The organism is Dehalobacter sp. TeCB1, from assembly GCF_001707455.1.
In the GTDB taxonomy this organism is placed as follows: domain Bacteria; phylum Bacillota; class Desulfitobacteriia; order Desulfitobacteriales; family Syntrophobotulaceae; genus Dehalobacter; species Dehalobacter restrictus.
In genome coordinates this window covers 166,613-188,979 of sequence record NZ_MCHF01000067.1, presented here as the reverse complement: position 1 = coordinate 188,979, position 22,367 = coordinate 166,613, and the positions used below count along the sequence as shown (strand labels likewise).

24 protein-coding genes and 1 tRNA gene are annotated in these 22,367 nt (G+C 45.3%); 3 read left to right on the top strand and 22 right to left on the bottom strand.

Annotation, left to right across the window (positions count from 1 at the left end):
• Positions 1-14: 14 nt before the first annotated feature.
• From A7D23_RS15315 to A7D23_RS16610, 4 genes are all read right to left on the bottom strand, one after another.
• Positions 15-1,211 (bottom strand): electron transfer flavoprotein subunit alpha, encoded by a 1,197-nt coding sequence (locus A7D23_RS15315; protein ID WP_019226355.1) that lies wholly within the window; start codon positions 1,209-1,211, stop codon positions 15-17.
• 14 nt (positions 1,212-1,225) lie between these two features.
• Positions 1,226-2,023, bottom strand: a complete 798-nt coding sequence (locus tag A7D23_RS15310) for an electron transfer flavoprotein subunit beta/FixA family protein (protein ID WP_282432025.1) — start codon at positions 2,021-2,023, stop codon at positions 1,226-1,228.
• A gap of 367 nt (positions 2,024-2,390) precedes the next feature.
• Positions 2,391-2,720, bottom strand: a complete 330-nt coding sequence (locus A7D23_RS15305; protein WP_025205825.1) for a toprim domain-containing protein — start codon at positions 2,718-2,720, stop codon at positions 2,391-2,393.
• A 230-nt stretch (positions 2,721-2,950) separates the two neighbouring features.
• Positions 2,951-3,082, bottom strand: a complete 132-nt coding sequence (locus tag A7D23_RS16610) for a hypothetical protein (protein ID WP_019226352.1) — start codon at positions 3,080-3,082, stop codon at positions 2,951-2,953.
• A gap of 109 nt (positions 3,083-3,191) precedes the next feature.
• On the opposite strand from A7D23_RS16610, the gene A7D23_RS16650 reads away from it, so the two are divergent.
• Positions 3,192-3,419: a DUF3102 domain-containing protein gene (locus A7D23_RS16650; RefSeq protein WP_345790490.1), complete on the top strand. Its 228-nt coding sequence runs from the start codon at positions 3,192-3,194 to the stop codon at positions 3,417-3,419.
• A gap of 166 nt (positions 3,420-3,585) precedes the next feature.
• On the opposite strand, the gene A7D23_RS15300 is transcribed toward A7D23_RS16650, so the two are convergent.
• The 3 genes from A7D23_RS15300 to spoIVA form a co-directional block, all read right to left on the bottom strand.
• A tRNA-Pro gene (locus A7D23_RS15300) sits at positions 3,586-3,662 on the bottom strand.
• A gap of 115 nt (positions 3,663-3,777) precedes the next feature.
• A complete protein-coding gene (locus A7D23_RS15295) occupies positions 3,778-4,224 on the bottom strand; it encodes an ACT domain-containing protein (RefSeq protein ID WP_019226351.1) in 447 nt (148 codons plus the stop codon).
• Between the two features lie 146 nt (positions 4,225-4,370).
• Entirely contained in the window at positions 4,371-5,852 is a 1,482-nt protein-coding gene (gene spoIVA / locus A7D23_RS15290; RefSeq protein WP_015043050.1) for a stage IV sporulation protein A, read from the bottom strand.
• Positions 5,853-6,104: 252 nt separating this feature from the next.
• Here spoIVA and A7D23_RS15285 point away from each other — a divergent pair, with 252 nt between their 5' ends.
• On the top strand, positions 6,105-6,284 hold the full coding sequence (locus A7D23_RS15285) for a hypothetical protein (RefSeq protein WP_068884454.1): 180 nt from the start codon (positions 6,105-6,107) through the stop codon (positions 6,282-6,284).
• Positions 6,285-6,399: 115 nt separating this feature from the next.
• Here the strand turns inward: A7D23_RS15285 and A7D23_RS15280 are convergent, their stop codons facing one another.
• The 9 genes from A7D23_RS15280 to A7D23_RS15240 all read right to left on the bottom strand — a co-directional run bounded on the left by A7D23_RS15280 (position 6,400) and on the right by A7D23_RS15240 (position 16,227).
• Positions 6,400-7,410: an NAD(P)H-dependent glycerol-3-phosphate dehydrogenase gene (locus A7D23_RS15280; protein WP_068884452.1), complete on the bottom strand. Its 1,011-nt coding sequence runs from the start codon at positions 7,408-7,410 to the stop codon at positions 6,400-6,402.
• Between the two features lie 7 nt (positions 7,411-7,417).
• The gene (plsY, locus tag A7D23_RS15275) at positions 7,418-8,011 is read right to left on the bottom strand and encodes a glycerol-3-phosphate 1-O-acyltransferase PlsY (protein ID WP_068884449.1); all 594 of its coding nucleotides are present in this window, start codon (positions 8,009-8,011) and stop codon (positions 7,418-7,420) included.
• A gap of 36 nt (positions 8,012-8,047) precedes the next feature.
• A complete protein-coding gene (gene der / locus A7D23_RS15270; protein ID WP_068884446.1) occupies positions 8,048-9,379 on the bottom strand; it encodes a ribosome biogenesis GTPase Der in 1,332 nt (443 codons plus the stop codon).
• Positions 9,372-10,700 (bottom strand): DUF512 domain-containing protein, encoded by a 1,329-nt coding sequence (locus tag A7D23_RS15265; protein ID WP_068884438.1) that lies wholly within the window; start codon positions 10,698-10,700, stop codon positions 9,372-9,374. The genes der and A7D23_RS15265 overlap by 8 nt, the downstream gene beginning before the upstream one ends.
• Before the next feature lie 148 nt (positions 10,701-10,848).
• Positions 10,849-11,967: a putative peptidoglycan glycosyltransferase FtsW gene (locus A7D23_RS15260; RefSeq protein WP_068884433.1), complete on the bottom strand. Its 1,119-nt coding sequence runs from the start codon at positions 11,965-11,967 to the stop codon at positions 10,849-10,851.
• Between the two features lie 89 nt (positions 11,968-12,056).
• Entirely contained in the window at positions 12,057-14,105 is a 2,049-nt protein-coding gene (locus A7D23_RS15255) for a bifunctional 4-hydroxy-3-methylbut-2-enyl diphosphate reductase/30S ribosomal protein S1 (RefSeq protein ID WP_068884430.1), read from the bottom strand.
• 88 nt (positions 14,106-14,193) lie between these two features.
• Complete coding sequence (locus A7D23_RS15250; protein ID WP_068884472.1) at positions 14,194-14,775, bottom strand: lysophospholipid acyltransferase family protein; 582 nt, start codon at positions 14,773-14,775, stop codon at positions 14,194-14,196.
• 4 nt (positions 14,776-14,779) lie between these two features.
• Positions 14,780-15,457: a (d)CMP kinase gene (gene cmk, locus A7D23_RS15245; protein ID WP_068884470.1), complete on the bottom strand. Its 678-nt coding sequence runs from the start codon at positions 15,455-15,457 to the stop codon at positions 14,780-14,782.
• Between the two features lie 107 nt (positions 15,458-15,564).
• On the bottom strand, positions 15,565-16,227 hold the full coding sequence (locus A7D23_RS15240) for a type II CAAX endopeptidase family protein (protein WP_068884427.1): 663 nt from the start codon (positions 16,225-16,227) through the stop codon (positions 15,565-15,567).
• A 112-nt stretch (positions 16,228-16,339) separates the two neighbouring features.
• Here A7D23_RS15240 and A7D23_RS15235 point away from each other — a divergent pair, with 112 nt between their 5' ends.
• Positions 16,340-16,519 (top strand): hypothetical protein, encoded by a 180-nt coding sequence (locus A7D23_RS15235; protein WP_015043061.1) that lies wholly within the window; start codon positions 16,340-16,342, stop codon positions 16,517-16,519.
• Between the two features lie 160 nt (positions 16,520-16,679).
• Here A7D23_RS15235 and A7D23_RS15230 read toward each other — a convergent pair whose 3' ends face one another.
• From A7D23_RS15230 to A7D23_RS15205, 6 genes are all read right to left on the bottom strand, one after another.
• Positions 16,680-17,099: a HutP family protein gene (locus A7D23_RS15230; protein ID WP_068884425.1), complete on the bottom strand. Its 420-nt coding sequence runs from the start codon at positions 17,097-17,099 to the stop codon at positions 16,680-16,682.
• A gap of 161 nt (positions 17,100-17,260) precedes the next feature.
• Positions 17,261-17,719, bottom strand: coding sequence for a hypothetical protein (locus A7D23_RS15225; RefSeq protein ID WP_068884421.1), 459 nt, complete (start codon positions 17,717-17,719; stop codon positions 17,261-17,263).
• A 680-nt stretch (positions 17,720-18,399) separates the two neighbouring features.
• Positions 18,400-19,647, bottom strand: coding sequence for an NAD(P)/FAD-dependent oxidoreductase (locus A7D23_RS15220; RefSeq protein ID WP_068884419.1), 1,248 nt, complete (start codon positions 19,645-19,647; stop codon positions 18,400-18,402).
• 125 nt (positions 19,648-19,772) lie between these two features.
• Positions 19,773-20,807: a 4Fe-4S dicluster domain-containing protein gene (locus A7D23_RS15215; protein ID WP_068884417.1), complete on the bottom strand. Its 1,035-nt coding sequence runs from the start codon at positions 20,805-20,807 to the stop codon at positions 19,773-19,775.
• Between the two features lie 2 nt (positions 20,808-20,809).
• Positions 20,810-21,517: a FadR/GntR family transcriptional regulator gene (locus tag A7D23_RS15210; RefSeq protein ID WP_068884414.1), complete on the bottom strand. Its 708-nt coding sequence runs from the start codon at positions 21,515-21,517 to the stop codon at positions 20,810-20,812.
• Positions 21,518-21,587: 70 nt separating this feature from the next.
• On the bottom strand, positions 21,588-22,346 hold the full coding sequence (locus tag A7D23_RS15205; protein WP_068884411.1) for a pseudouridine synthase: 759 nt from the start codon (positions 22,344-22,346) through the stop codon (positions 21,588-21,590).
• Positions 22,347-22,367 lie beyond the last annotated feature (21 nt).

The window sequence follows — 22,367 nt, the reverse complement described above, 5'->3', positions numbered from 1 at the left end:
TTAAAGATCGTTCATTACGCCATTTTTAACGTTTTGATCTTTTGGGTCAGCATCGGCACAATTTGATGAAGATCCCCAACAAGACCATAGGTCGCGATGTTGAAAATGGGAGCTTCGGGATCATTGTTAATTGCAACAACGATTTCGGAGGTATTCATTCCGGCAAGATGCTGAATAGCGCCTGAGATACCACAGGCAATATAAAGTTTCGGGGAAACTGTTTTTCCGGTCTGTCCTACCTGACGGTAATGCGGAACCCATCCTGCGTCAACTGCTGCACGGGATGCACCGGCTACGCCGCCAAGGGCTTCAGCCAGTTCCTCAATCAAACGGTAATTTTCCGGACCGCCTATGCCTCTGCCGCCGGAGACAATAATCTCAGCATCCTGCAGATTGACGGTATGAGATATGCTTTGGATAATATCTAAAATCTTGGTGGTCATATCCGCTTCTTTGACGGAGCTTTCACAGCGGATCACTTCACCTATCCGACTGTAATCGGGCTCATCCATTTTCATGACCTTCGGACGGACCGTGGCCATCTGCGGACGATGATTTGGGCAAAGAATGGTCGCCATAACATTGCCGCCAAATGCAGGCCGGGTCTGTCTTAAAAGCCGCGTTTCCGGATCAATGGAAAGAGCGGTGCAGTCCGCCGTAAGGCCGGTGGTAATCCTGACTGCAATACGTGCTGCAAAATCACGTCCGTTATTGGTCGCGCCAAACAGTAGAATCTCCGGTTTATATTGATTAATAATTTCAACAATCGCTTCCGTATAGGAATCGGTACGATAATCCTTAAATACAGGGCCGTCTACCAGATAGACTTTTTCAGCGCCGTATGCAAAACACTCTTTCGCTAAATCGGCAACATTTTCACCAAGAAGCACGCCGGCCAGCTCCACCTTCAGCTCATCGGCCAACTTGCGGCCTTCGCTAAGCAGCTCGAGTGCTACAGTGTCAATCTTGCCGGTGCGTTGTTCGATGAAGACCCAAACACCTTTGTATTCATCGTTGTTTTTAGGAGCTTTTTTGGCTTTTTTGGTAACTTCTATGGCATTGTTCGGGCAGGCTTTGCCGCAGGCTCCGCAGCCGGTACAATTATCCTTTAATTTTGCGATGCCATCTACGATCTCTATAGCGCCGAAAGGACATCTATCAACACAAGCGCCACAGCCATTACATTGATTTTCTAGGATCTTTACACTCATTTTCCTGCTCCTCCTTATACGATTTCAGCAGCCTGCAGCTTCTTAATCAGCAAATTGCATAATTGTTCATCTGTTTCACCTTTAAGCATTTCACTCTGAATTTTAACTTCAGGCGTGAAGATCTGCATAACCTGGGTGCAGGAGCCGTTTAGTCCGGTCTTTTCGGCAGGTGCGTCAATATCCGCAGCAGACCAGATTGATACCGGCATTCTTGAGGCTTTGATCGAACCTTTAACACTCGGATACCTTGGTTCACCGATTGCTTTATCGACTGCGATGACCGCAGGCAATTGAACCTTGATCACTTCAAATCCGCCTTCAAAGGCGCGTTCAACCACGAGATGATCCTTATGAACTTCTCTGATTTTTTGAACATAGGTTGTTTGGGGAAGATGTAAATGCTCGGCAATACCGGGCCCTACCTGGGCGGTATCTCCGTCAATGGCCATTTTTCCGCAAAAAATGATATCCGGTTTGCCAATCTTTTCAATGGCTCTGGCCAGCGAATAGGAAGTGGCCCAGGTGTCGGCACCTGCAAACGCCCGGTCACTGATCAGCACTGCTTCATCCGCGCCCATCGCCAGACATTTGCGCAGCGCAGATACGGCCTGTGGTGGTCCCATGGTTAGGACGGTTACTTTACCACCGTATTGTTCTTTAATTTTGATAGCAGCTTCAGCCGCATATTCGTCAAACGGATTCACGATACTCGGAACACCGTCACGGATTAACGTGTTTTTAACCGGATCAATCTTTACTTCAGTAGTATCAGGTACTTGTTTAATACAAACAACGATTTCCACTTTCTTCATCCTTTCCTTGCATGGCTTTTTACCTTAATACAAAAAAGCTGTAAGTATTTATAAAAATAATGATTGAGTCCCCCTTCTGACCAAATAATGAATCTTAGTTTATTCTGTCGATAGTTGAATATCAATAGTGAAATTTTTCACAATATTGTTTTTACAAAAATATTGTGAAAATTTAATTAAGGATTAACCCCTTAAAATACCTTAGAAAGAAACAAACATATTTATATATACAAATATATATATTTGTATATACTACTTTATCAAGATAATATCAGAAAGTGAAGAATAACACAAGCGAATTTTGATATTTTTTGGGGATTATTAATATTTTTTGTTACTTTTTTGTTACAAGGCTGGATTTCTCTTATTAAGGTATTTCTTTCACGTCAAAGTGAGCATTTTTCAAAATATCATATATTTCCTCAAGCGGGGTTGATGCCACCTCCCGGTATATTCTTCTGGTATACATATGCCGGGCATTCGGAAAAATATTTTTGATGCTCCGCCTGAGCTTATTTCCCGGCTCGTCCGCATCGACCAGCACATAAATTTCATCATATTTCTCTTCGTCAATGAGCCTTTCAAGGTTCGTTTGATTAATGGTTCCGTACGTACAGATGATTTCGACAGGTTCGTCCAGTACCTTCAGCAGCTGTTCCCTGTCTGTCTTCCCTTCAACAATAATGGCTTTATTCATTTCATCACTTCTTTTATCCAAGATTTGTTTGCCGCCTTCTATCCCATATCCGGTATTCCTAGTCTGTTTATATGTTTCTCTTATTATAAATCATTTATCAATATCATCAATGAATAACAATCATTGGAAATCATAGAATAACAATCATTGGAAATCATAAAAAAATGTTCTAAATAGATCATATACATAAATAATCCGGGTTTCCCCGGATTACGATCGGTATCTTCGTTTCAGGAATGGCTCGGTTTGTCGGCTTGTATCTGTAGGATATTACGTTCCTTTTGAATATCATAATCTGTAAAATGCGGATCACTTACCGTCAGAGACGATTTGGCTCTTGCATTCTTTTTATGTTTTCCCATACCGGCTATCCTTTCATCGTTTGCTGCTTGAATATAGGTGCTTCCTGAATAGCATGCCCTTTCTCTATCCGGACTATGCTTACTTCTCGCTATTGTATGTATTCCCTTCTTGTCTGCCCTAAAGCCTGTATGTTCGAGAAATAATTTTTTCTATTTTCCAAATAACCGTCAGAGTACGGCGGAAAGCCTGATGAAGGTCTTCAGAGAGTACGGGTGCAAGCTGCCCGATGCTTCCGACGGCAACTCAAATTACGCACCAGTGCGCAATTTGACATACACCCAGGCGGTGATCCTCTTAGGAGTCCAGGAAGAAGGACCAGAACAATGCCGGAAATAAAAAAACAGGCTGCAATTAACTTAAACAGCTTGTTTAAAAGAAAAAAATTTACACCCAAAAAGAATCCCATTTAAACGCATAATTTCAAATTGCACTAAAACTTACACTACACGGTCATTTTCGCCTTTCCGGGCAACAAAAAAAGCCCTGATAGGCTTTATTTTACTGGTCGGAGCGACACGACTTGAACGTGCGGCCTCTACCACCCCAAGGTAGCGCTCTACCAAGCTGAGCTACGCCCCGACATCTGTCCTTTGCGAAACACTAATACAATTTATCATACCGAGGTCAAAAAATCAAGCAAAATTCGGCAAAAAACAAACTACAAAAAACAAAAAACAAATCACATTGGTACATTTCAACTTTTAGCAATCAATTCGATTTTACGTACACCATCCAGCTCACCCAGATTTGACACCAGGCTTTCCACAGTTTCTTCCATTTTTTCTGTTTCGATCGAAAGGGAGACATTGGCAATCCCCTGCAGCGGGATTCCCTGATTGATGGTAATGATATTTCCGGAGACTGAAGCGACATAGTTTAAAACATTTGACAAAATCCCTGCTTTGTCCATTAGCAGCAAAGACAGCGTAATCATCTTCTCTTTACTTGCTTCATAAAACGGAAAAACTCCATCTTTATATTTATAAAATGCACTCCGGCTTATTTCGACCCTCTCACAGGCTTCATTCACGGTCAGCACATCAAATTTCGCCAAAAGTTCTTTAGCCTGAGCTGTTTTCGTAATCGCCTCAGGAAGAATCTCCTTGCTTACCAACAGAAAATCTTTTTTCTGTTTGCTCACACAATTCAGCTCCCAACTTTTTTAGCATGCTGTTTCATCTATTATAATCATTTTATGACGGTTTTGACAACCAGATTAGTTAAAGGAAGGGAAAGCCTAATGTGGGGCTTTCCCTTCCTTTAAGAAAAATGTCTGTTCATGCGCCTCTAAATAATGATGCAGATCAGACCGCCGTGTCCTTCATTCACGATACGCTGCAGCGTATCCTGCAGTTTGATCTGGACATTGTCCGGCATTTTGTAAAGCTTGTTCTGAATTCCTTCCCTAACCAAGTCATGCAGGGACTTACCGAAAATATTGGACCCCCATAATTTCTTCGGATCAGATTCGAATTCTTCCAGAAGATACTTGACCAGTTCTTCGGCCTGCTTTTCGGTCCCGATCAGCGGCGTTATTTCCGTCGTGACATCCGCCCTCAGAATATGCAGGGACGGTGCGCTTGCTTTAAGCTTGATTCCGAAATGACCTCCGGATTTGACCAGTTCAGGCTCTTCCAGAAACATTTCGTCCAGTTGCGGTGTGACAACACCATAGCCGTTTGTTTTGACTTCTTCAAAAGCTTTCGAGAGTTTATCCCATTCTTTTTTGGCTTTGCTATAATCCAAAATCATTCTTAAAAGCGTATGATCGCCTTCAATATTAATTCCCGTCAGCTGTTCCAGGACTTGTTTAAACAGATCTTTTTCGGTGGTGATCTCGATTTCGGCATGGCCCGTTCCGAGATCGGTCTCTTTTAGAATAATGTCTTTGGAATGCGGACATTCAGACAATATCTCCAGGGCATGATCGATATCCCTGATCCGCTTGATATCCCCAACCGATTTCTGAATGACGTTCTCAAACTCGGCCCGGATCGGATGGGAAAGGTCCAGTTCTTCAACCCATTTGGGGAGTTCAATATTGACTTCGGCAACAGGGAACTCATACAGAATTTCCTCAAGGATCTGAGAAATGTCATTTAAGTTCATTTCCATGCAGTCTACCGGAATGACCGGCACCTGGTATTCCTGCTCCAGGCCGCGGCATAGCTCCATGGTGCTTTCCGCGTAGGGTTTGGTCGTATTCAGCAGCAGAATAAATGGTTTGCCTATTTCCTTCAGTTCGGAAACGACCCGCTGCTCCGCCTCAAGATAGTTTTCTCTCGGAATTTCGGATATCGATCCGTCTGTCGTGATGGCGATACCCAAGGTAGAATGGTCGGTAATCACTTTGCGGGTACCTATTTCAGCCGCTTCCTCAAAAGGGATCGGTTCGTCATTCCAGGGGGTATGAACCATTCGCGGTTCATCTTCTTCCCCCTCATAACCAAGTGCACCATTCACAGCGTATCCGACACAATCCACCATTCTGACATTCATGTGAATCGTATCCTTCAAAACAACTTCAACCGCCTCAGAAGGAATAAACTTGGGCTCCGTCGTTGTGATTCGACGGCCCGCGCCACTTTGCGGAAGCTCATCCCGTGCTCTTTCCCGCTCAAATACATTGACTATGTTCGGCAAGACCAGGAGTTCCATAAAACGTTTAATAAATGTAGATTTTCCAGTCCTGACGGGACCGACAACACCGAAATAAATATCCCCTCCTGTCCTTTCAGCAATATCGCTGAAAATATCATAGTTTTGCATAGATCTTTTCCCTCCCTTTTAGTGTGCTGTCCTTCCAGCAAGGACCTGAAATCTACTTTTTTTGCTTGTTTTGTCTTCTCACACTTAACAACAGGACTAGCACCTCAAGCATTATATTTATATTGAAGAAATAACAAATTTATGTCTAAATTATTTATCCATTTTTTCTGAGGACTCAAGAATATCTTCCGCTATTTGCAATACATATAGGCAAGAACACAGTATCCACAACAAAACGGAGGTGTGCTGAATATGATCTCGTCACTGTTAATCATTATTGGAACCATCATCATGCTTATGCTCGGGATCTTTTTCCTGGCATTATGTATCAAACTCGGATTTCTTTGTCACAAGGCATTGGAAATATATATTGTGAAGAACAGCCAGGAGGATGAACCGCATCAGATCTCAGGGCGCGTCAAAGCAAACTAAATTAAACTAAAAGAAGTAAGCAAAGCAAAAAGCTGCTAACAAATTTGTCAGCAGCCTAGTACCTTGTCAACTCTAAAATGCATGCTAAGCTTATCTCAGGACTATATCCCAAGACTTAACGCCCGAATATCCCCATATCCTCTGTTTCATGTTTTTTGCCTCTCATCATGAGGTTCTCAAGTGCTTCGCTCGGACTAAGTCCTTCAAACAGTACTTTGTAGGCCTGTTCGGTGATCGGCATAGAAATACCATATTTTTTACTCAGCTCAAAGGCGACTTTTGTCGCGCGAACGCCTTCCACGACCATGCCGACTTCCCTCAGGACTTCATCGAGCGGCTTACCGGCGCCCAGTGCCCTTCCTGCCCGCAGGTTACGGCTGTGCAGGCTTGTGCAAGTCACAATAAGATCTCCTATTCCGGCCAGCCCGTAAAAAGTCTCAGGCTGACCGCCCATGGCCACCCCGAGTCGGGTCATCTCAGCGAGTCCCCTGGTCATTAAGGCTGCTTTGGTATTGTCTTTCGGGTTCATCCCATCCAGGATACCGGTACAGAGCGCAACAATATTTTTGAGCGACCCGCCCATCTCAACGCCGATCATGTCAAGATTTGTGTACACTCTGAATTTGGAAGTCATGATCAGATCCTGGACGGTTTCGGCCACTTTGATATCCTTGGCGGCAACGGCGACGGCTGTAACAACATCTCTGCCGACTTCCTCCGCATGACTCGGGCCGGATAAGACCGCAATTGGATGACCCGGCAGTTCTTCCTCAAGTACCTGGGAAAGCCTTAACCCTGTATTCTCTTCGAGTCCTTTGGCCGTATTGATCATGATGCAGCCAGGTCTTAAGTATGGCTTGATCAGACGTGCGCTTTCTCTGACCGCATGGGAAGGTACGCTGATGAAAACGGCTTCAGCATCGATTTCTTTTAAGTCCGTCGTCGGGGTGATCTCGTCCGGCAAAAAGCATCCCGGAAGATACTGAATATTTTCCTTTTTTCGTTTCATCAGCTCTATCTCATCTGAAAAAATCCCGATAAGGGAGACCTTATGTCCTGCCCTGACCAGCAGAAGAGAAATTGCTGTTCCCCAGCTCCCTGAACCAAACACTGCAATTTTTTTCACTTTGTTTTCACTCCCCTTTATTTTTACCAAACTTAGCTTCAGTCCCGTTAAGGATTCTTTTAATATTGGACTGATGCAAGAAAATCACTGTTGAGGCGCCTACCAAGGCCAGTACTTTATACTCGAGCGGCTCCTGAAAAACAAAAGCCATGATAATCACGGTAACTGCGGCTAGAATTGATCCCAACGAAACGTACCTGCTTACGAGCACAACCAGAATAAAAACCACCAGGGCAACAATCGTTACCTTCGGCACCAGAACAACAATGACACCCAAACCGCAGGCAGCACCTTTACCGGTTCGCTTAAAGCCAAAATACGGATTAAAGCTATGTCCGAGCATCGCAAGTAGACCACCGGCAATGCCGCCCCAGGGGCCGAAGACCAGCCAGCAAAGGTAAGCTGCAAGGCCGCCTTTAAGCGCATCCGCAGCCAGTACGCCGATTCCCCACAATGGACCCAGAACACGGAAGGTGTTTGTAGCTCCCATATTGCCGCTTCCATGCTTCCGAACATCTATATTTTTGATCTTGCCTGCCAGAAAAGCAGATGGTAGTGCTCCCAGAAGATAAGCAAGCAAAAAAATCAGATACGCAAACATAATGAAACTTTCTCCTTCATTTCTCTTACTTGCAGATTATTGTTTTTCTTCGTCTCTTTTTCGCATGATCATTCTGATTGGCGAACCTTCAAAGCCAAAGTTCTTACGCAGCTGATTTTCCAGATAGCGCTTATACGAAAAGTGAACAAGCTCCGGATCATTCACAAAGAATATAAAGGTCGGAGGCTGAACACTGCTTTGTGTTGCATATAAAATCTTTAGCCGTACGCCTTTATCCGATGGCGGCGGATTCAGATGCACCCATTCCCGAAGCAGGTTGTTTAAGGTGCTGGTCGAGATACGTCTGCTGGTCTGCTCTGCAACAAATTCCACCAGATCCATAATTTTATTGATTCTTTGGCCTGTCTTGGCCGAAACGAACTGCGTGGGTGCATAAAGGACAAAAGCCAGTTCTTCCCGGATATCTTTTTCATATTTATTGATGGTTTTCTCATCTTTGATCACTAGATCCCATTTATTGATCACAAGGATGAGACCTTTTCCTGCTTCATGTGCATAGCCGACAATTTTCTTGTCCTGGTCTGTTACGCCTTCGATGGCATTAATCACCATCAGTACGACATCCGACCTGTCCACCGCCCGGAAAGAACGCACCACACTGTAGTTTTCCGTGACTTCGGAGATTTTTTTCTTGCGCCTGATGCCGGCCGTATCGATCAATACATAATTTCTGTCTTCATACGTAAACGGGGTATCGATCGCATCCCTGGTCGTTCCGGGTATGTCACTGACAATGACCCGTTCCTCCCCGAGCAGCATATTGACAATGGATGATTTGCCGACATTCGGTCTGCCAATCACGGCGATTTTGATCACATCCGGGTCATAGTCGGCCGCGGCATCTTCCGGCAGGGCCGAAACAAGCGTATCGAGAAGATCCCCGGTATTCATGCCGTGAACGGCCGAGACCGGAATCGGATCACCGAAACCCAGCGGCAGAAATTCATGGGCCTCTGCCTCAAAACGGGTAAATTTTTCTACTTTATTCGCGACCAGCAATACCGGTTTGCTCGATTTACGCAGGTATCTGGCGATCTGCTGATCATCCGGCGTAATCCCGGATTTGGCATCGACAAGAAACATGATGACATCAGCTTCATCGACTGCGATTTCGGCCTGCTGTTTCATCTTCGATGAAAGCGGTGTCGTTTCATCTTTAAATTCTATGCCGCCGGTATCAATCAGCGTAAATTTTTTGCCAAGCCATTCAGCATCAAAATATAACCGGTCCCTTGTTACCCCGGGGGTATTTTCAACGATGGCCACCAAGCCGCCGACGATTCTGTTAAATAGCGTCGATTTCCCTACATTCGGACGCCCAACAATTGCTACCACAGGTTTACTCATTTTCCGAACCTCCAATCGTTATCCCAAAAAGTCCTTCTATAAAAGATTGACCATCATTCTCCACAACTACCGGTATGCCATTGACCTGTTCGGTCAACCACCGGACATCATATCCATCGAGGAATACTTCTTCACCGGCTCTCAGCATCACGCGCGATAGTAAGAAATATTCTCCCTGCAGGTCACCCAGTTGCGGTGCGATGTCCTGAGCCGTGAGCAACCCTGCTACGGTCACCGCAGGTCCAAAAAAACGGTTGCCAATCTCATGAACGGTAATATGTACACCCTGAACTGCAGGCAGCTCCGCGATCCTGGACCGGAAATATGCCGCTGCTGATGAACCAGTTACGAGATGTATCTTTCTTTCCGGAATCTGCCTCGGCAGGTCACAGAGACACATCCGGATTTCTTCCTGAAACTTTCGGGCCATGCCAATGCCGTTTTCCAGTTGCGGAAAGTCATCATATTCCGGATATGAAGGAAGATCTCTGCCGGCAAGCATATAAAATTCATCGGAAAAATAAACAAGGTTTAGGCCGGTCCGTTTTCGGTATTTTTGCTGCCATTCTATGCCGATATCCAGGACTTCCTTGGCCTCCTCCGGCGTTACAGTCCGAAGTTCAGGCAATCCATCCCTGTACTTTGTTAAGCCGACCGGAACAATCCCAATGGACTGGACCTGTGGGAAAAAGGCCGCAAGGTTCTCCACGGTTTCCTGCAATATCTCCCGGTCATTGTAATCAGGAACCAGAACGATCTGCGTATGAAGAACAAGACCAGCTTCAGCAAGCCTTTTTATTTGCTCCGCCAGCTTCCCGGTCTGCCTGTTTCTCATCAGTTTCTCCCTGACGACGGGATTCCATGCATGAACGGAGATATACAAAGGACTTAGATGCATGTCGATGATTCTCTGAAAATCCTTCTCCTTCAGGTTGGACAGAGTGATATAGCTCCCCTGGTTCACCGACAACCGGTAATCGTCATCCAGATCGTACAGCGATGATCTCATCCCGGGAGGCATCTGCCGGACAAAGCAGAAAACACAGTTATTCCGGCACTTCATTAGTCCGTCCCGGCCTACGCTGCTGACTTCGATACCAAGCAGTTCCTCCGGTTCCTTGATAATCTCCAGTTCCCAGATCTCATGATTCTTCTTCTGAATGATTAATGTAAATTCTTCTTCAGCGGTCCAATACTGCAAATCCAAAATATCCTGAACATTATGCTGATCCACCTGGAGAATCTCATCTCCGGGTTCGATTTCCATCTCAGCAGCAATACTGTTTTTCATGACAGCAGATACCATCAACCCATTGGGCATTTTTCCCATCCTTTTCCAACGTAAAACGCTTTAGCACTTGGTTAACCTTTTTATTATACTATAATGGCTATTATAAAGGTACTAGTAAACCATTTTTCAAATAACTACCCAATCGAATTGAAGCATAAACAACCTTATGATTCGTCTGCTAGCTGCTTCGCAACAGCTTATCCTGTCGGAAGCGCGAAATATTCAATAAAATACCTATTTCAAACATGGTTACAAGCAGGGAGCTTCCTCCATAGGATACGAGAGGAAGCGTAATCCCAGTTACCGGAAAAAGACCGGTTACAACACAAAGATTAATCACGGTTTGGATGCCCAGGATCGTTGTGATCCCAAATCCGAGCATCCGTCCGAATCCATCCGGACATTGCCGGGATATGGCATAGCCGCGCCCAATGAGTACGATAAAACACAAGATCATAAGCGAAGTCCCGAAGAAACCAAATTCTTGTCCGATCACGGCAAAAATGGTATCCGTATAATTTTCAGGCAAAAACCCGAGCCCTTCATTGCTTCTCCCAATACCTATCCCGAGCAGTCCGCCCGACCCGAAGGCTATCTGGGCATTAATCTGCTGGTAGCCGTAGGTCGTTGCATATTCCCATGGATGCAGCCAGCCTAAAATTCTGTTCCACTGATACTCTTCACCTTTGACCAGGTAGAATCCCGGGATGCCAATTAGCGGTATCGCAGCAAGAAAATAACCTGTCGGAAGCTCAGTCATCAAAAGCATAAACCCTCCTGCTGCCAGGATGACAATCGCGGTTCCAAGGTCGGGCTGTTTATAAACCAGCAAGAAAATGACCGCGAGCACACCAACCGGCAGGAAGATATCCGTAAACTTCTTTATCGGATAGCGGTTAAGAATATAGGCGAAGAAAAAAACGATGGCCAGTTTCGCAATCTCCGATGGTTGTACGGACATCCCGAAAATATCCAGCCAGCGGGCCGATCCTTTCGTAGTAATAGACATATTGCTGAATTCGACCAACAGGAGCAGGATGACACTGACGAGAATACTCAGCCCGGAAATCTTCCGGTAAAACTTCAAAGGAATAAAAACCGCCGCCCCGGCTGCCACTATTCCAAGGCTTACCCAGCGCAGCTGCTTAAAAAATAAATAATAAGAATTATTGGTATTCTCATAGGAAAAAGAGGAGCTGGCACTTAAAACCATAATCAGACCAACTGCCAAAATGATGACTGCAGAAAATAACAGAATAAAGTCAGGTTTTTTTGTTTTTATCTTCTGAACAGCCATCTTTTGACCTCCTGTTGCATTAATTCCATCTGAAGTGAAATGACTTCCTGCCAAATCAAAGCAAGAAGCCATTTGATGCATTAATTTTATTAAAGTGTGTCCACGTCTGTATCCGGGATATTTCCGATTTTCTCGCCAATCGTAACTTCAGGTATTTCCGGTTGGTTCTCCAAATCCTGACGGGCACTGGCTTCACTGGCTTCCGTAAGCAGTTCCCGGATACTCAAGCTTATTTTTTTATCTTCCGGTTTAAAATCAATGACTTTGGCTGTGATCTCCTGTCCAACCTGTACGACATCCTGTACTTTCATGACCCTGTGGTCGGCCAGCTGGGAAATATGCACCAGCGCATCGATCCCGTCCTCCAGTTCTACGAAAGCACCGAAAGGTGCGATTCTGACGACTTTGCCGTGTACGATGGATCCCACGGCATATTTTTCAGCAGCAGCAGACCACGGATTCGTTTTAAGCTGTTTTAACCCGAGGGAAATCCTGCCTTTTTGGGTATCAATGGCTAAGATCTGAACTTCAACTTCATCATCGACATTCACGATCTCCGATGGGTGTTTTACTCTGGAGAAAGCCATATCCGAGATGTGCAGCAGCCCGTCAATACCGCCAAGATCAACAAACGCACCAAAATCGGCCAGGCGGCGGACTGTTCCCTTCACGATATCGCCTTCTTTAAGCGTCTCCAGAAGCTTTTCTTTTTTACCTTCCTGCTCTTCAGCTAAAATAACCTTTTGGGAAAGAACCAGTTTCTTCTTGTATTCATCGTACTCGATGACTCTTAAACGAAGTGTTTTCCCGATATATTCTTCAAGATTGTCTACGAAGCCGGTCTCAACCTGAGAAGCAGGCACAAAGCCTCTCATTCCGAGGTCGACCAGAAGTCCGCCTTTGACTGCTTCCGTTACGACTGCCTGAACTTCTTCTTTTGATTCGGCCAGATGGGCCAACTGTTCCTTCGCTTCAACCTCATTGGCCCGTTTACGGGATAAAACAGGGTAGCCTTCCTGGTTTTCAACACGCATGACCATCACGGAAATCGTGTCACCAATTTTAACGAGATCATTAATATTCGAAACCTTGGTAGCGGAAAGCTCCTCAAAAGGAATCATGCCCTCCGATTTCCAGGCAATATCCACAAATACCTCATCGCCTGTTATTTTTACGACGGTCCCTTTGACAATCGCGCCCCGATAAAGTTTGGGCAGTCCCTTATCAAAATTTTCCATCATGTTTTCTTCATCACTAACCGTACTAACCGTCTTCACAACGCTTTCCTCAGCCTCTTGGATCTGTGTTTTTTCCATAAACTCCGACATTTTCTTGTAAACCTCCTCGATAATCCAATCCGGTGTGGAAGCTCCTGCTGTCAAGCCGGTAATTTTAGCATCCGTAAACCAGATCTCCAGTAATTCTTCAGCTGTTTCGATACAGTATGTTTTCGTTTTCCCACTGCAGATCGATCCCAGTTTTCGTGTATTGGAACTGCTCAAGCCCCCCACGACAATCATCAGATCCACTTTTTCAGCCAATTCCCTGGCTGAGGCCTGACGTTCTTCAGTTGCCGCGCAGATCGTATTCTGGACGATCAGCTCCCCAGTATGTTTTTTTAATTCTTCAACAACCGTAAAAAAATGGCTTTTTTGCTGTGTTGTTTGGGCCAAGACTGTAATTCTCGGGTAGTACGGCAAATCTTCAGCCTCGGCCAGCGTCTCAATGGCGAGGGCATTACTTCCTGCCCAGCCCAGGATCCCTTTAACTTCCGGATGGCTTTTGTCACCGACAACAATGACAAAACTGTTTGCTGATGAGCTTGCGGCCATTCTTTGCGCTTTTTGAACATAAGGACACGTTGCATCAATAATGGTAATTCCGCGTTCCTTTGCTTCCTCGTACGTTTCCGGGGGAACGCCATGCGACCTGATTACAAGCTGTTGACCCATTTTAGCCTCATCAACAGAGTGAATGACTTCCAATCCTTTCTCAGCCAAATAATCAACAACTTGCTGGTTATGAATGAGTGGTCCCAAAGATGCAGTCAACCCGGTGCCGGCAGCTTTTTCAGCCAATTCAATCGCCCGTTTAACTCCAAAACAGAAACCTGCTTTTGCCGCTCGCTGAATCGTCAACAAAACTGCCCTCCTTTTATGCCTATCACGTCTATTTCGCTGAGAAAAACAAAATTCCTTCTAGTACCTTGTTAACCTTTTATGATTTTTACATTTCATTCACAACATCCATGATTTTATTGGCAAGCCATTCCCTACTATTTTCAGTCTTTTCAGGGATTTCAAGGTTATCGGCATAAAATGGCTTACCGATAATTATCCCTATCTTGCCCCTTTTTTGGGTTAATAATCCTCTGGCTCCATATACCTTGACCGGCAGAATCGGGGCATGGCTTTTGTTTACAATCAAAACGATCCCTGCCATGGCTTCCTGAATATCACCGGTTTTGGAGCGGGTACCTTCCGGAAATATCCCCAGAACTTTTCCTTCTTTTAACAGCCTGACCGATTTTCGGAATGCCCCGATATCGCCCTTCCCGCGTTTAACCGGAAAAGTACCAAGTCCGTGCAGAATCTGCCCTAACAATGGTATCGAGAAAAGCTCCTCTTTCGCCATGAAATATACCTGTCTTGGCATCGAACAGCCAACAATAATCGGATCCCAGAGGCTAATATGATTGCAGGCTATAATCACAGGTCCTTCTGCAGGAAAATTTTCCAGGCCTGTTATCCTACATCCTTTGACCTTCAGAACAAGGGTCATGATTCCCTTTGCCAATGAATACAGCATCACTTTAACCCTCCCTGATAATTCTAATGATCTTGGCAACAACTTCATCAATCGTTAAACCTGTCGTATCGAGGATCACCGCGTCCTTAGCTGGTTTCAGCGGTGCAAATTTTCTCTGGGAATCTACTGCATCTCGTTTTTCAATATCCGAGCGTATTTCTTCCAAAGATACCTCCTTACCCTCTTTGATATTCTCAAGGTATCTCCGACGTGCGCGTTCAGAAGCCGAAGCCGTCAGAAAAATCTTAATTCCGGCATCCGGCAGGACGTATGTACCGATATCCCTGCCATCCATCACGATATTGCCCTTCAGTGCTTCCTGACGCTGTAGTTCAACCAGCCGGTTACGAACCCCAGGATAAGATGCGATCAGCGATACTGCCCTGCTTACGTCAACATCCCGGATTTTAGAGGTAACATCTTCCCCGTCGCAGAATACGGCTTGACGGTCATTATGGTTTAGTCTGATGTCAATGATCCGGGCCAGACCTGTTACTGCCTTTTCATCCTGAAGGGAAATTCCTGAAGCAAGGGCTTTATAAGCTACAGTTCGATACATCGCACCTGTATCAAGATAATACAAACCAAGTTTGTCGGCAACGATTCTCGCAATGGTACTTTTTCCTGCCCCGGCAGGACCGTCAATCGCCACCTGCAAATGATTTTCACGCAAATGTTCCAAAACGATGCTCCAATCAAAAAAAATCTTAATCTTGCGCGCTGTTTCGAAGCTCGCATCTGCCAAAATTATACCACAGCAAAATGATCGCTTACAATTCACTTTACGGTTTAAGATACTGAGACCCCGATAACCGCCAGTAAGTTATTCAGCGCATGAAGCCCGATTGCCGGATAAATCGAATCATGTTTGGTATATAAAAAACCAAGTCCGATTCCGAGAACCAGCTTCGGAATGAAGCCGGTCAAATCAAAATGCAGGGCGGAAAAAATGCAGGCACTGATTACAATCGCCGTCCATTTGCCGAAATAATTCCGCAAACAGCCGAGCAGTACTCCCCGGAAAAGCGTTTCCTCAATAAAAGGAACAATAACGGCGATCAGAAAAATGTTCGCAATGAACATGGAAATTGTCGGGTCCTGCAGGAGCTTTACCAGTTCATTTTCTGCCGTCGTTTGGCCTGAATAATACAGAAATGCCATATAGATCATATTAATCAGCCAGACCAAAAAACAGATTTTGAATACATCAATGAGGGCGGAAGCAAAGTTGGTCCTTCTCCAGCCCAGGTCATTCAGGGAAAGCCTATTTTTGAACATAATCAGCATAATCAAAATAACAAACAGGGTATTCGAAGTAATCATGGAAAGATAATAGGCCGTTTTGATTTCAGGAAAGAACTGATAGATAGAATAACTGACGAATGGCATCAGTAAAAAAACAACTGCCACACCGATCACAAAATAAGCTAAGGCCTTAAAATTCAACTTCATATTTCATCCCCTGCAATTACATAAATTATCCTAGATTATTTTTTTCAGATCTATACATAATAAATTCAAATGAATTACACAGAAATATATACAGCGGAAGGAGGCTGCTAGGATGCTTTATTCCAAAAAATCGGATCATAGCTTGCTGTTCATGGGTTCTGCCATGGTGGGGGGGTTTTTGCTGGGTTGTACTTATAAAAGATATGGCAAAAAAATCGAAAAACACATTCAGAAGTTTTGGCAAAAAGATTCGAATGATGATATGTTCGCAGCACACGAAAGCGAAATCTAAATCAGCGATCATCGCCTCTTATCTTTATTTGTTGACACTCTGCTCCTTAACCGGAGCCTTTTTTATTCTATCAGAAAGAATACGTTCCTTTCTGATAGATCTAAGTGCAACTAAGGCTGTTGCCAAAAGGATTGGCGCCACAGCCAAGTTTTCTATATTTTCAGCTTCGTGGGGCAACCCTGTGTCCAAGGCCTACGGCTACTTCATCCAAATGCAGCAGCCCTACCCCAAAAAACACGGCCACGCTGAGATGATCACCGCGGTGGGCAATCCCAATTTTTCCTCCGATATTCAGCCCCGCTGCTTTCGGCATAATCTGGCTTAAAGCCTCACGTGTCGCGCCCGCGACGGCCCCTTCGTCGCCATGGGAATCGTGGATTACCCCTTCACGTTTCGAAGCAACAATCGCCCTTTCGACAAGCTTTTTAATTGAAGCAAGATAATCTCCGCCGTAATCTACGGCAACTGTCTTGATGTTATCCGCTAAAAATTTCTGTTTAAGCGCACTTTCCTCTTCTCTGGTTTCACTCATTGCCATTCTTAAAGCAGCCAGAGCAACCGTCTTACTATCCGGCACCATAGTCAATCCTCCTTCTAGACAAACGTTCTTCATGACGCTAACAAACAATTACACGCTAAAAAAAGAGGCGATGTCAGAAAAAAACAACACCTACTTTCATTATCTTACATGAATTTTCGGAGATTAGCAAAGCTTATCTCGAGGGACTTACGACGAGCTTATCAGCTGGCCTCCGCAGATTTTAACTTCACATCAAAACTTTTGACATCCCCGTTAAGTTCAATCGAATATGTTTTACTATTCAGAATCACATTGACAGTGACCGGATAAGGAATGCCGGTTGCATCCAGAACAACGGTTCCAGGTTCAACTGTGATGCTTTTCCCATTTTCAATGGTTCCAATATCCTGGTCATTTTGTCTAACCATTACAACACTGTCAGGAGTTATCTCAAAGGAGAGACTAATGGAGCCGCTGTTTGCATTTTCGCTGTATTTAAAGGCCGGGGCATCTATTTCTCCGGAAAATTTCAGATAGAACTCGACGGGATCGGTAAATGCTTTCAGCTGATACAGCCCTAACAATACTGTACAAACTGCCATAATCCTGATGGCTGTTTTCTCAAAGCCCTTAAACCTTGACACTTTTTGGCGCGGGAAAGAAAATCTCCTGGAGCGCATCTGACTCACCTCAGTAATATGTATGCGCCGCCAGGAATTTGCATGCCGACATCATTCTGTAAGGCATCTATAAAACCTTATCTGGGGTTGGTCTGCATGCCACAATACCACTTTCGGCAGATAGCGCCCTCCATGGCGCTAACAGCCGCGCTACGCACTCCATGCTCCGCTTGCGCGGAATTGTGGCACGCAGCCTGATATCTAAGGATTATTTAAGCACGTCTGTAACTAGAATGTTGCTCTTCGAAGCAGCTAATTATGAATGTTTTACTTATCTGGCCATGGAGACTGAACTGCAAGTCAGGTATGTTATCATCCTTGGCTTATTCTACCCCAAGCAATCCTGTACCTTCGCCCATATTCCACTTGCGCGGTTACTGTGGCGTGAAGACCTTCTAACAGGAAGTCGCTGATAAGCTTACATGAAAGGCGTTTGCTGAACTGCTCCTCGAACGCGCAAGATAACGAGCTGCATTCTGGCATACAACCCCGCTTAAATAACCTTATGATTAGTCTGGGGGCCACAGTTCCGCTGTGAGCGGAGCACGATGCGGAGCGCGGCTTTTTGCGCCATGGAGGGCGCAATAGCCGAAAAGCGGTATTGTGGCCTCCAGACCTACCCAAGAGCATAGCCGTCTGCCATAATCTTGTCGTTCCTTGCTTCTATGGCTCATTCGGCATTAGCTCATCCTGGCCGTCGCTTTTCCGGCTTTGTAGCCGGTTGAAAAAGCTGCCTGGAGATTGTAGCCACCAGTTACGCCATCGATATCGATCACTTCCCCGGCAAAATACAACCCTTTGACCAAACGGGATTCCATCGTAGTTGGATTGATTTGCTTGGCATCAACGCCCCCGGAGGTAACGATTGCTGTCGCCATACCGAGCGTCGCCGTTATATGAAGTACCAGTTCCTGAAATAACCGGCAGAGTCTTTTCCTTTCTTCTTTAGTAACTTTATTAACGACCTTCTCTGGGTCAATCTCCGATAAAGCGACCATCACAGGAATCATACTCTGCGGGAGAAGATCGTCCAGGGCGTTCTTAAACTGCTTGTTGCCATACTTCAGAAAATCCCTCTGCAGCCTTAAATCTGTCTGCTCAGAAGTAAGGGCGGGCTTTAGGTTTATTTTCAGCTCAACCTTCTGTTTTTGGTCCAAAGCCTTGGAAGCAATCCTGCTTAAGGTTAGAATAATCGGACCGGATAAACCAAAATGCGTAAACAGCATCTCCCCAAATTCTTCTCCCTGCTTTTTCCCGTCGATCCAGATTGAGGCAGCCGTATTCTTCAGCGTCAACCCTTGAAGCTCTTTCGGCCATTTTTCAAGGGTTTTGAGCGGAACAAGCGCAGGCAGCGGCTTAATGATCCGATGTCCTGCTTTTTCAGCCAGCGTATATCCGTCCCTGGTTGATCCTGTTCCAGGGTAGGATGCTCCTCCCGTGGCAACGATCACAGCATCTGCCGGAAGCACTTCATCAGAGACAGCCAGCTGAACACCGGTTACTTTCCCGTCTTCGATCATGACTTTTTTGACAGCCTGGTTAAGCCTGATTTTTACGCATGTTCGTTCCAGATACTTCTTTAAAGCCTTAACGATTACCTCCGAATCGTCGGCTGTCGGAAACACTCTTCCACCTCTTTCTACTTTTGTTTCGACACCATAGTCTTGAAAAAAATGAATCAACGCCTCATTGCCGAACTCTTTTAAGGAAGCGTATAGAAATTTTCCGTTTCCGGGATAAAAACTTACAAAATTACTGATATCCCCCGCATTGGTAAGATTGCACCGACCTTTACCGGAAATTGCAATTTTACTGCCGAGTCTCGTCATTTTTTCGAGGAGCACCACCTCCGCTCCGGCGGAAGCAGCCTGGCCCGCTGCCATCATGCCTGCAGCCCCACCGCCTATTACAACAACCTTTTTAACCACAATCCATTCTCCCTGCTTTCCAATATGTTGATCGCAAACCAACAACACTTGCTAAAATAACTTTAGAGATTAGTCTCCGTATATCTAGACAACTTCAAATGGAGTAGGATGCATAGCACGGCTGTTTACCTACCTTCAATATTCGTGGAATGCGCTGCACAAGCAGCACATAGGCCTGAATCCGTATCGATGAAGATCTGTTTGCCGCACTCTCGGCAATAATAGGAATTCGCTTCTCCGACGATAACCTTCCCGGCTAGAAACTTGAACGGAAGCATCAGATATGCGAAGCTCAGAGCCCGGGAACCGCAGATGTCCACACAGCGACCGCATTGAACGCACTGGAGCGGTTCATAAATCAAAAGCATCTTATTTTCTTTCTGTTTCAGCGTGAGCGCCTGCTGCGGACATATTTTGGTACAAACCCCGCAGCCGTTACAATGATCGGTATATCTGATTGCCTGAAAAGGCACCTTTTTATTTGGTTTCTGTTTCAGTGTCTCTGCCAGCCATTGCCGGGTCCTCGGAATGGCATAGGATTCTTCTGCTTCGATAGCCGGAAACGCTGCCTTGATTCTATCTTTACCAAATTCACGCAACCTGTTTTTCAACCCTTTTTTCGATCGGCCACGAGCAAAACGTCCGGGACCGTAATCCGATTTTGCTGCGCCTTCTTCAGCAGGGAGAATCTCCAGCTTTAAGCCGGGATGATCCGTCCATTGCTGGCTGACCTCCAGATAGAAGCGCTGGCTGGCCGCTGCGGCCTGTTTATCCTGGCAATTGGAACAGTCCCCTGTAAGGATTCTGACCTGTTTGGATTCAGCCAAAAGCATTAAAACTGTCCAGGCATCCCTGTCCAGCATCCCGAGGCAGGCAATTTCATAACCGGCAGGCGCAGCCATTGGACAATTTAATACGCAATTTCCGTTTTCCAAAAGGTACTCTCCGAGGTTTTTCATGTCTCTGTCCACAAAACCGTCAGAGGGGCAAACGGCCATACAGACACCACATTCCGTACAGCTTTCTATCGAAATCTCTTTCTTATCACCGATGGACTTATGCGGACAGGCTTCAATACAAAGCCTGCATTCCCGGGGATAGGGCTTCTTCTTGTTCAGACAGTTGTCGGGATGATACAGCATTTGATTGTATTTCTTCATGATTATTCATATCCTTTGCGAAATTCATTTTCAATTCTTTCGAGATGACGAAGCATTCCGGCATGTGCTTCTTCAGGTAATTCTGCTTCGATCGCCTGATATATTTCCTCATGTTCCTGATAAAGAAGTTCCGACATGCCCTCTTTTTCAAAAGTATCTGCCCAATTCGTCTTCAATGTCTGGTGCATGATATCTGAAATCATATGGAGCATGCGGATCAGCATCTTATTCTTCGTTCCTTTAGCTATAGCATCGTGAAAATCCCGGTCACAGGGATAGCCCTGCCGGCCCGTATTATGACCCTTTCTGATCTCAATAAGAGAACCCCTCATTGCGGAAAGATCCTGATATTCAGCCCTTTCTGCTGCCAGTGCGGCAGCCTGGGTCTCCAGGATTTTTCTTATCTCCATCAGTTCGAAAATGGTATCTTTCTCCAGAGAAAGCACCCATGGCAAAGGAGCAATAACAGACTCGATATTAACATGTTTGATATAGGTTCCTTCTCCGCTTCGGATTTCCAGCAAACCCATAATTTCCAAAGCTCTGAGCGCTTCCCGGACAGACGCCCTGCTGACCTGCAGCCTCTCCGCAAGATCCCGTTCGGAAGGAAGCTTATCACCTGCTTTAATTTGTCCTTCAGCAACCAGCGTACTGATTTGATCAACTATTTCTTCGTAGATTCTTTTCGTTTTTGCTGGTTTCAGATTCATGCTTTCTCCCCGCAATTATCAATATTTATTTCGCATTGATTACCTATCACTTACAAATGATATAAAAAAATCACCGTATACTTACTGCTTCCTTCAAAGCATTGACTTCAGAAGTCGTTAACAGTCGGTATTCTCCTGCCGTCATTTTTGGATCCAGCTGGAGCGGGCCAAAACAGATTCTGCGCAAGCGAAAAACGGGGTATCCGACCTGCTCAAGCATTCTCCTGACCTGCCTGTTCTTTCCTTCGTGAATGGCAAGCTCAATTTCAGTCTGGTTGCCGCTTTTATCACGGGAAAGCTTCTTAATTTTCGCAGGAGAAGTCATACCATCCTCGAGGTGTACACCCGACTCAAGCGTCCTGATTGCCTGATCAGAAATATTACCGGCGACTGAGGCCCGGTATACTTTTTCCACGCCAAAACTTGGATGCGTCAGCCGAAATGTAAGTTCCCCGTCATTGGTCAGAAGCAGAAGTCCTGAAGTGTCATAATCCAGTCTGCCGACCGGATAGACTCTTTCTATAATATTCTGGCCAAGTAAATCAATGACCGTTTTCCTTTGATGGGGATCCGTAACACTTGTAATAACACCCGCAGGTTTATAAAGCATGACGTAGACCAGGTCTTCGCTTGGTCCTGAAGAATACGTCTTAGCGTTGACTTCGATGACATCCTCAGGCGTTACCTTAAAACCCGGCTGCGTTACGGTCTGTCCATTCACTTTTACAAGTCCCTGACTGATCAGAATTTCGGCATGACGCCGAGAAGCGACGCCCAAACGAGCCATCGCTTTTTGCAAACGTTCAGATTGATCTCCGGAACAATCCATCAAAAAACCACCATTAACGAA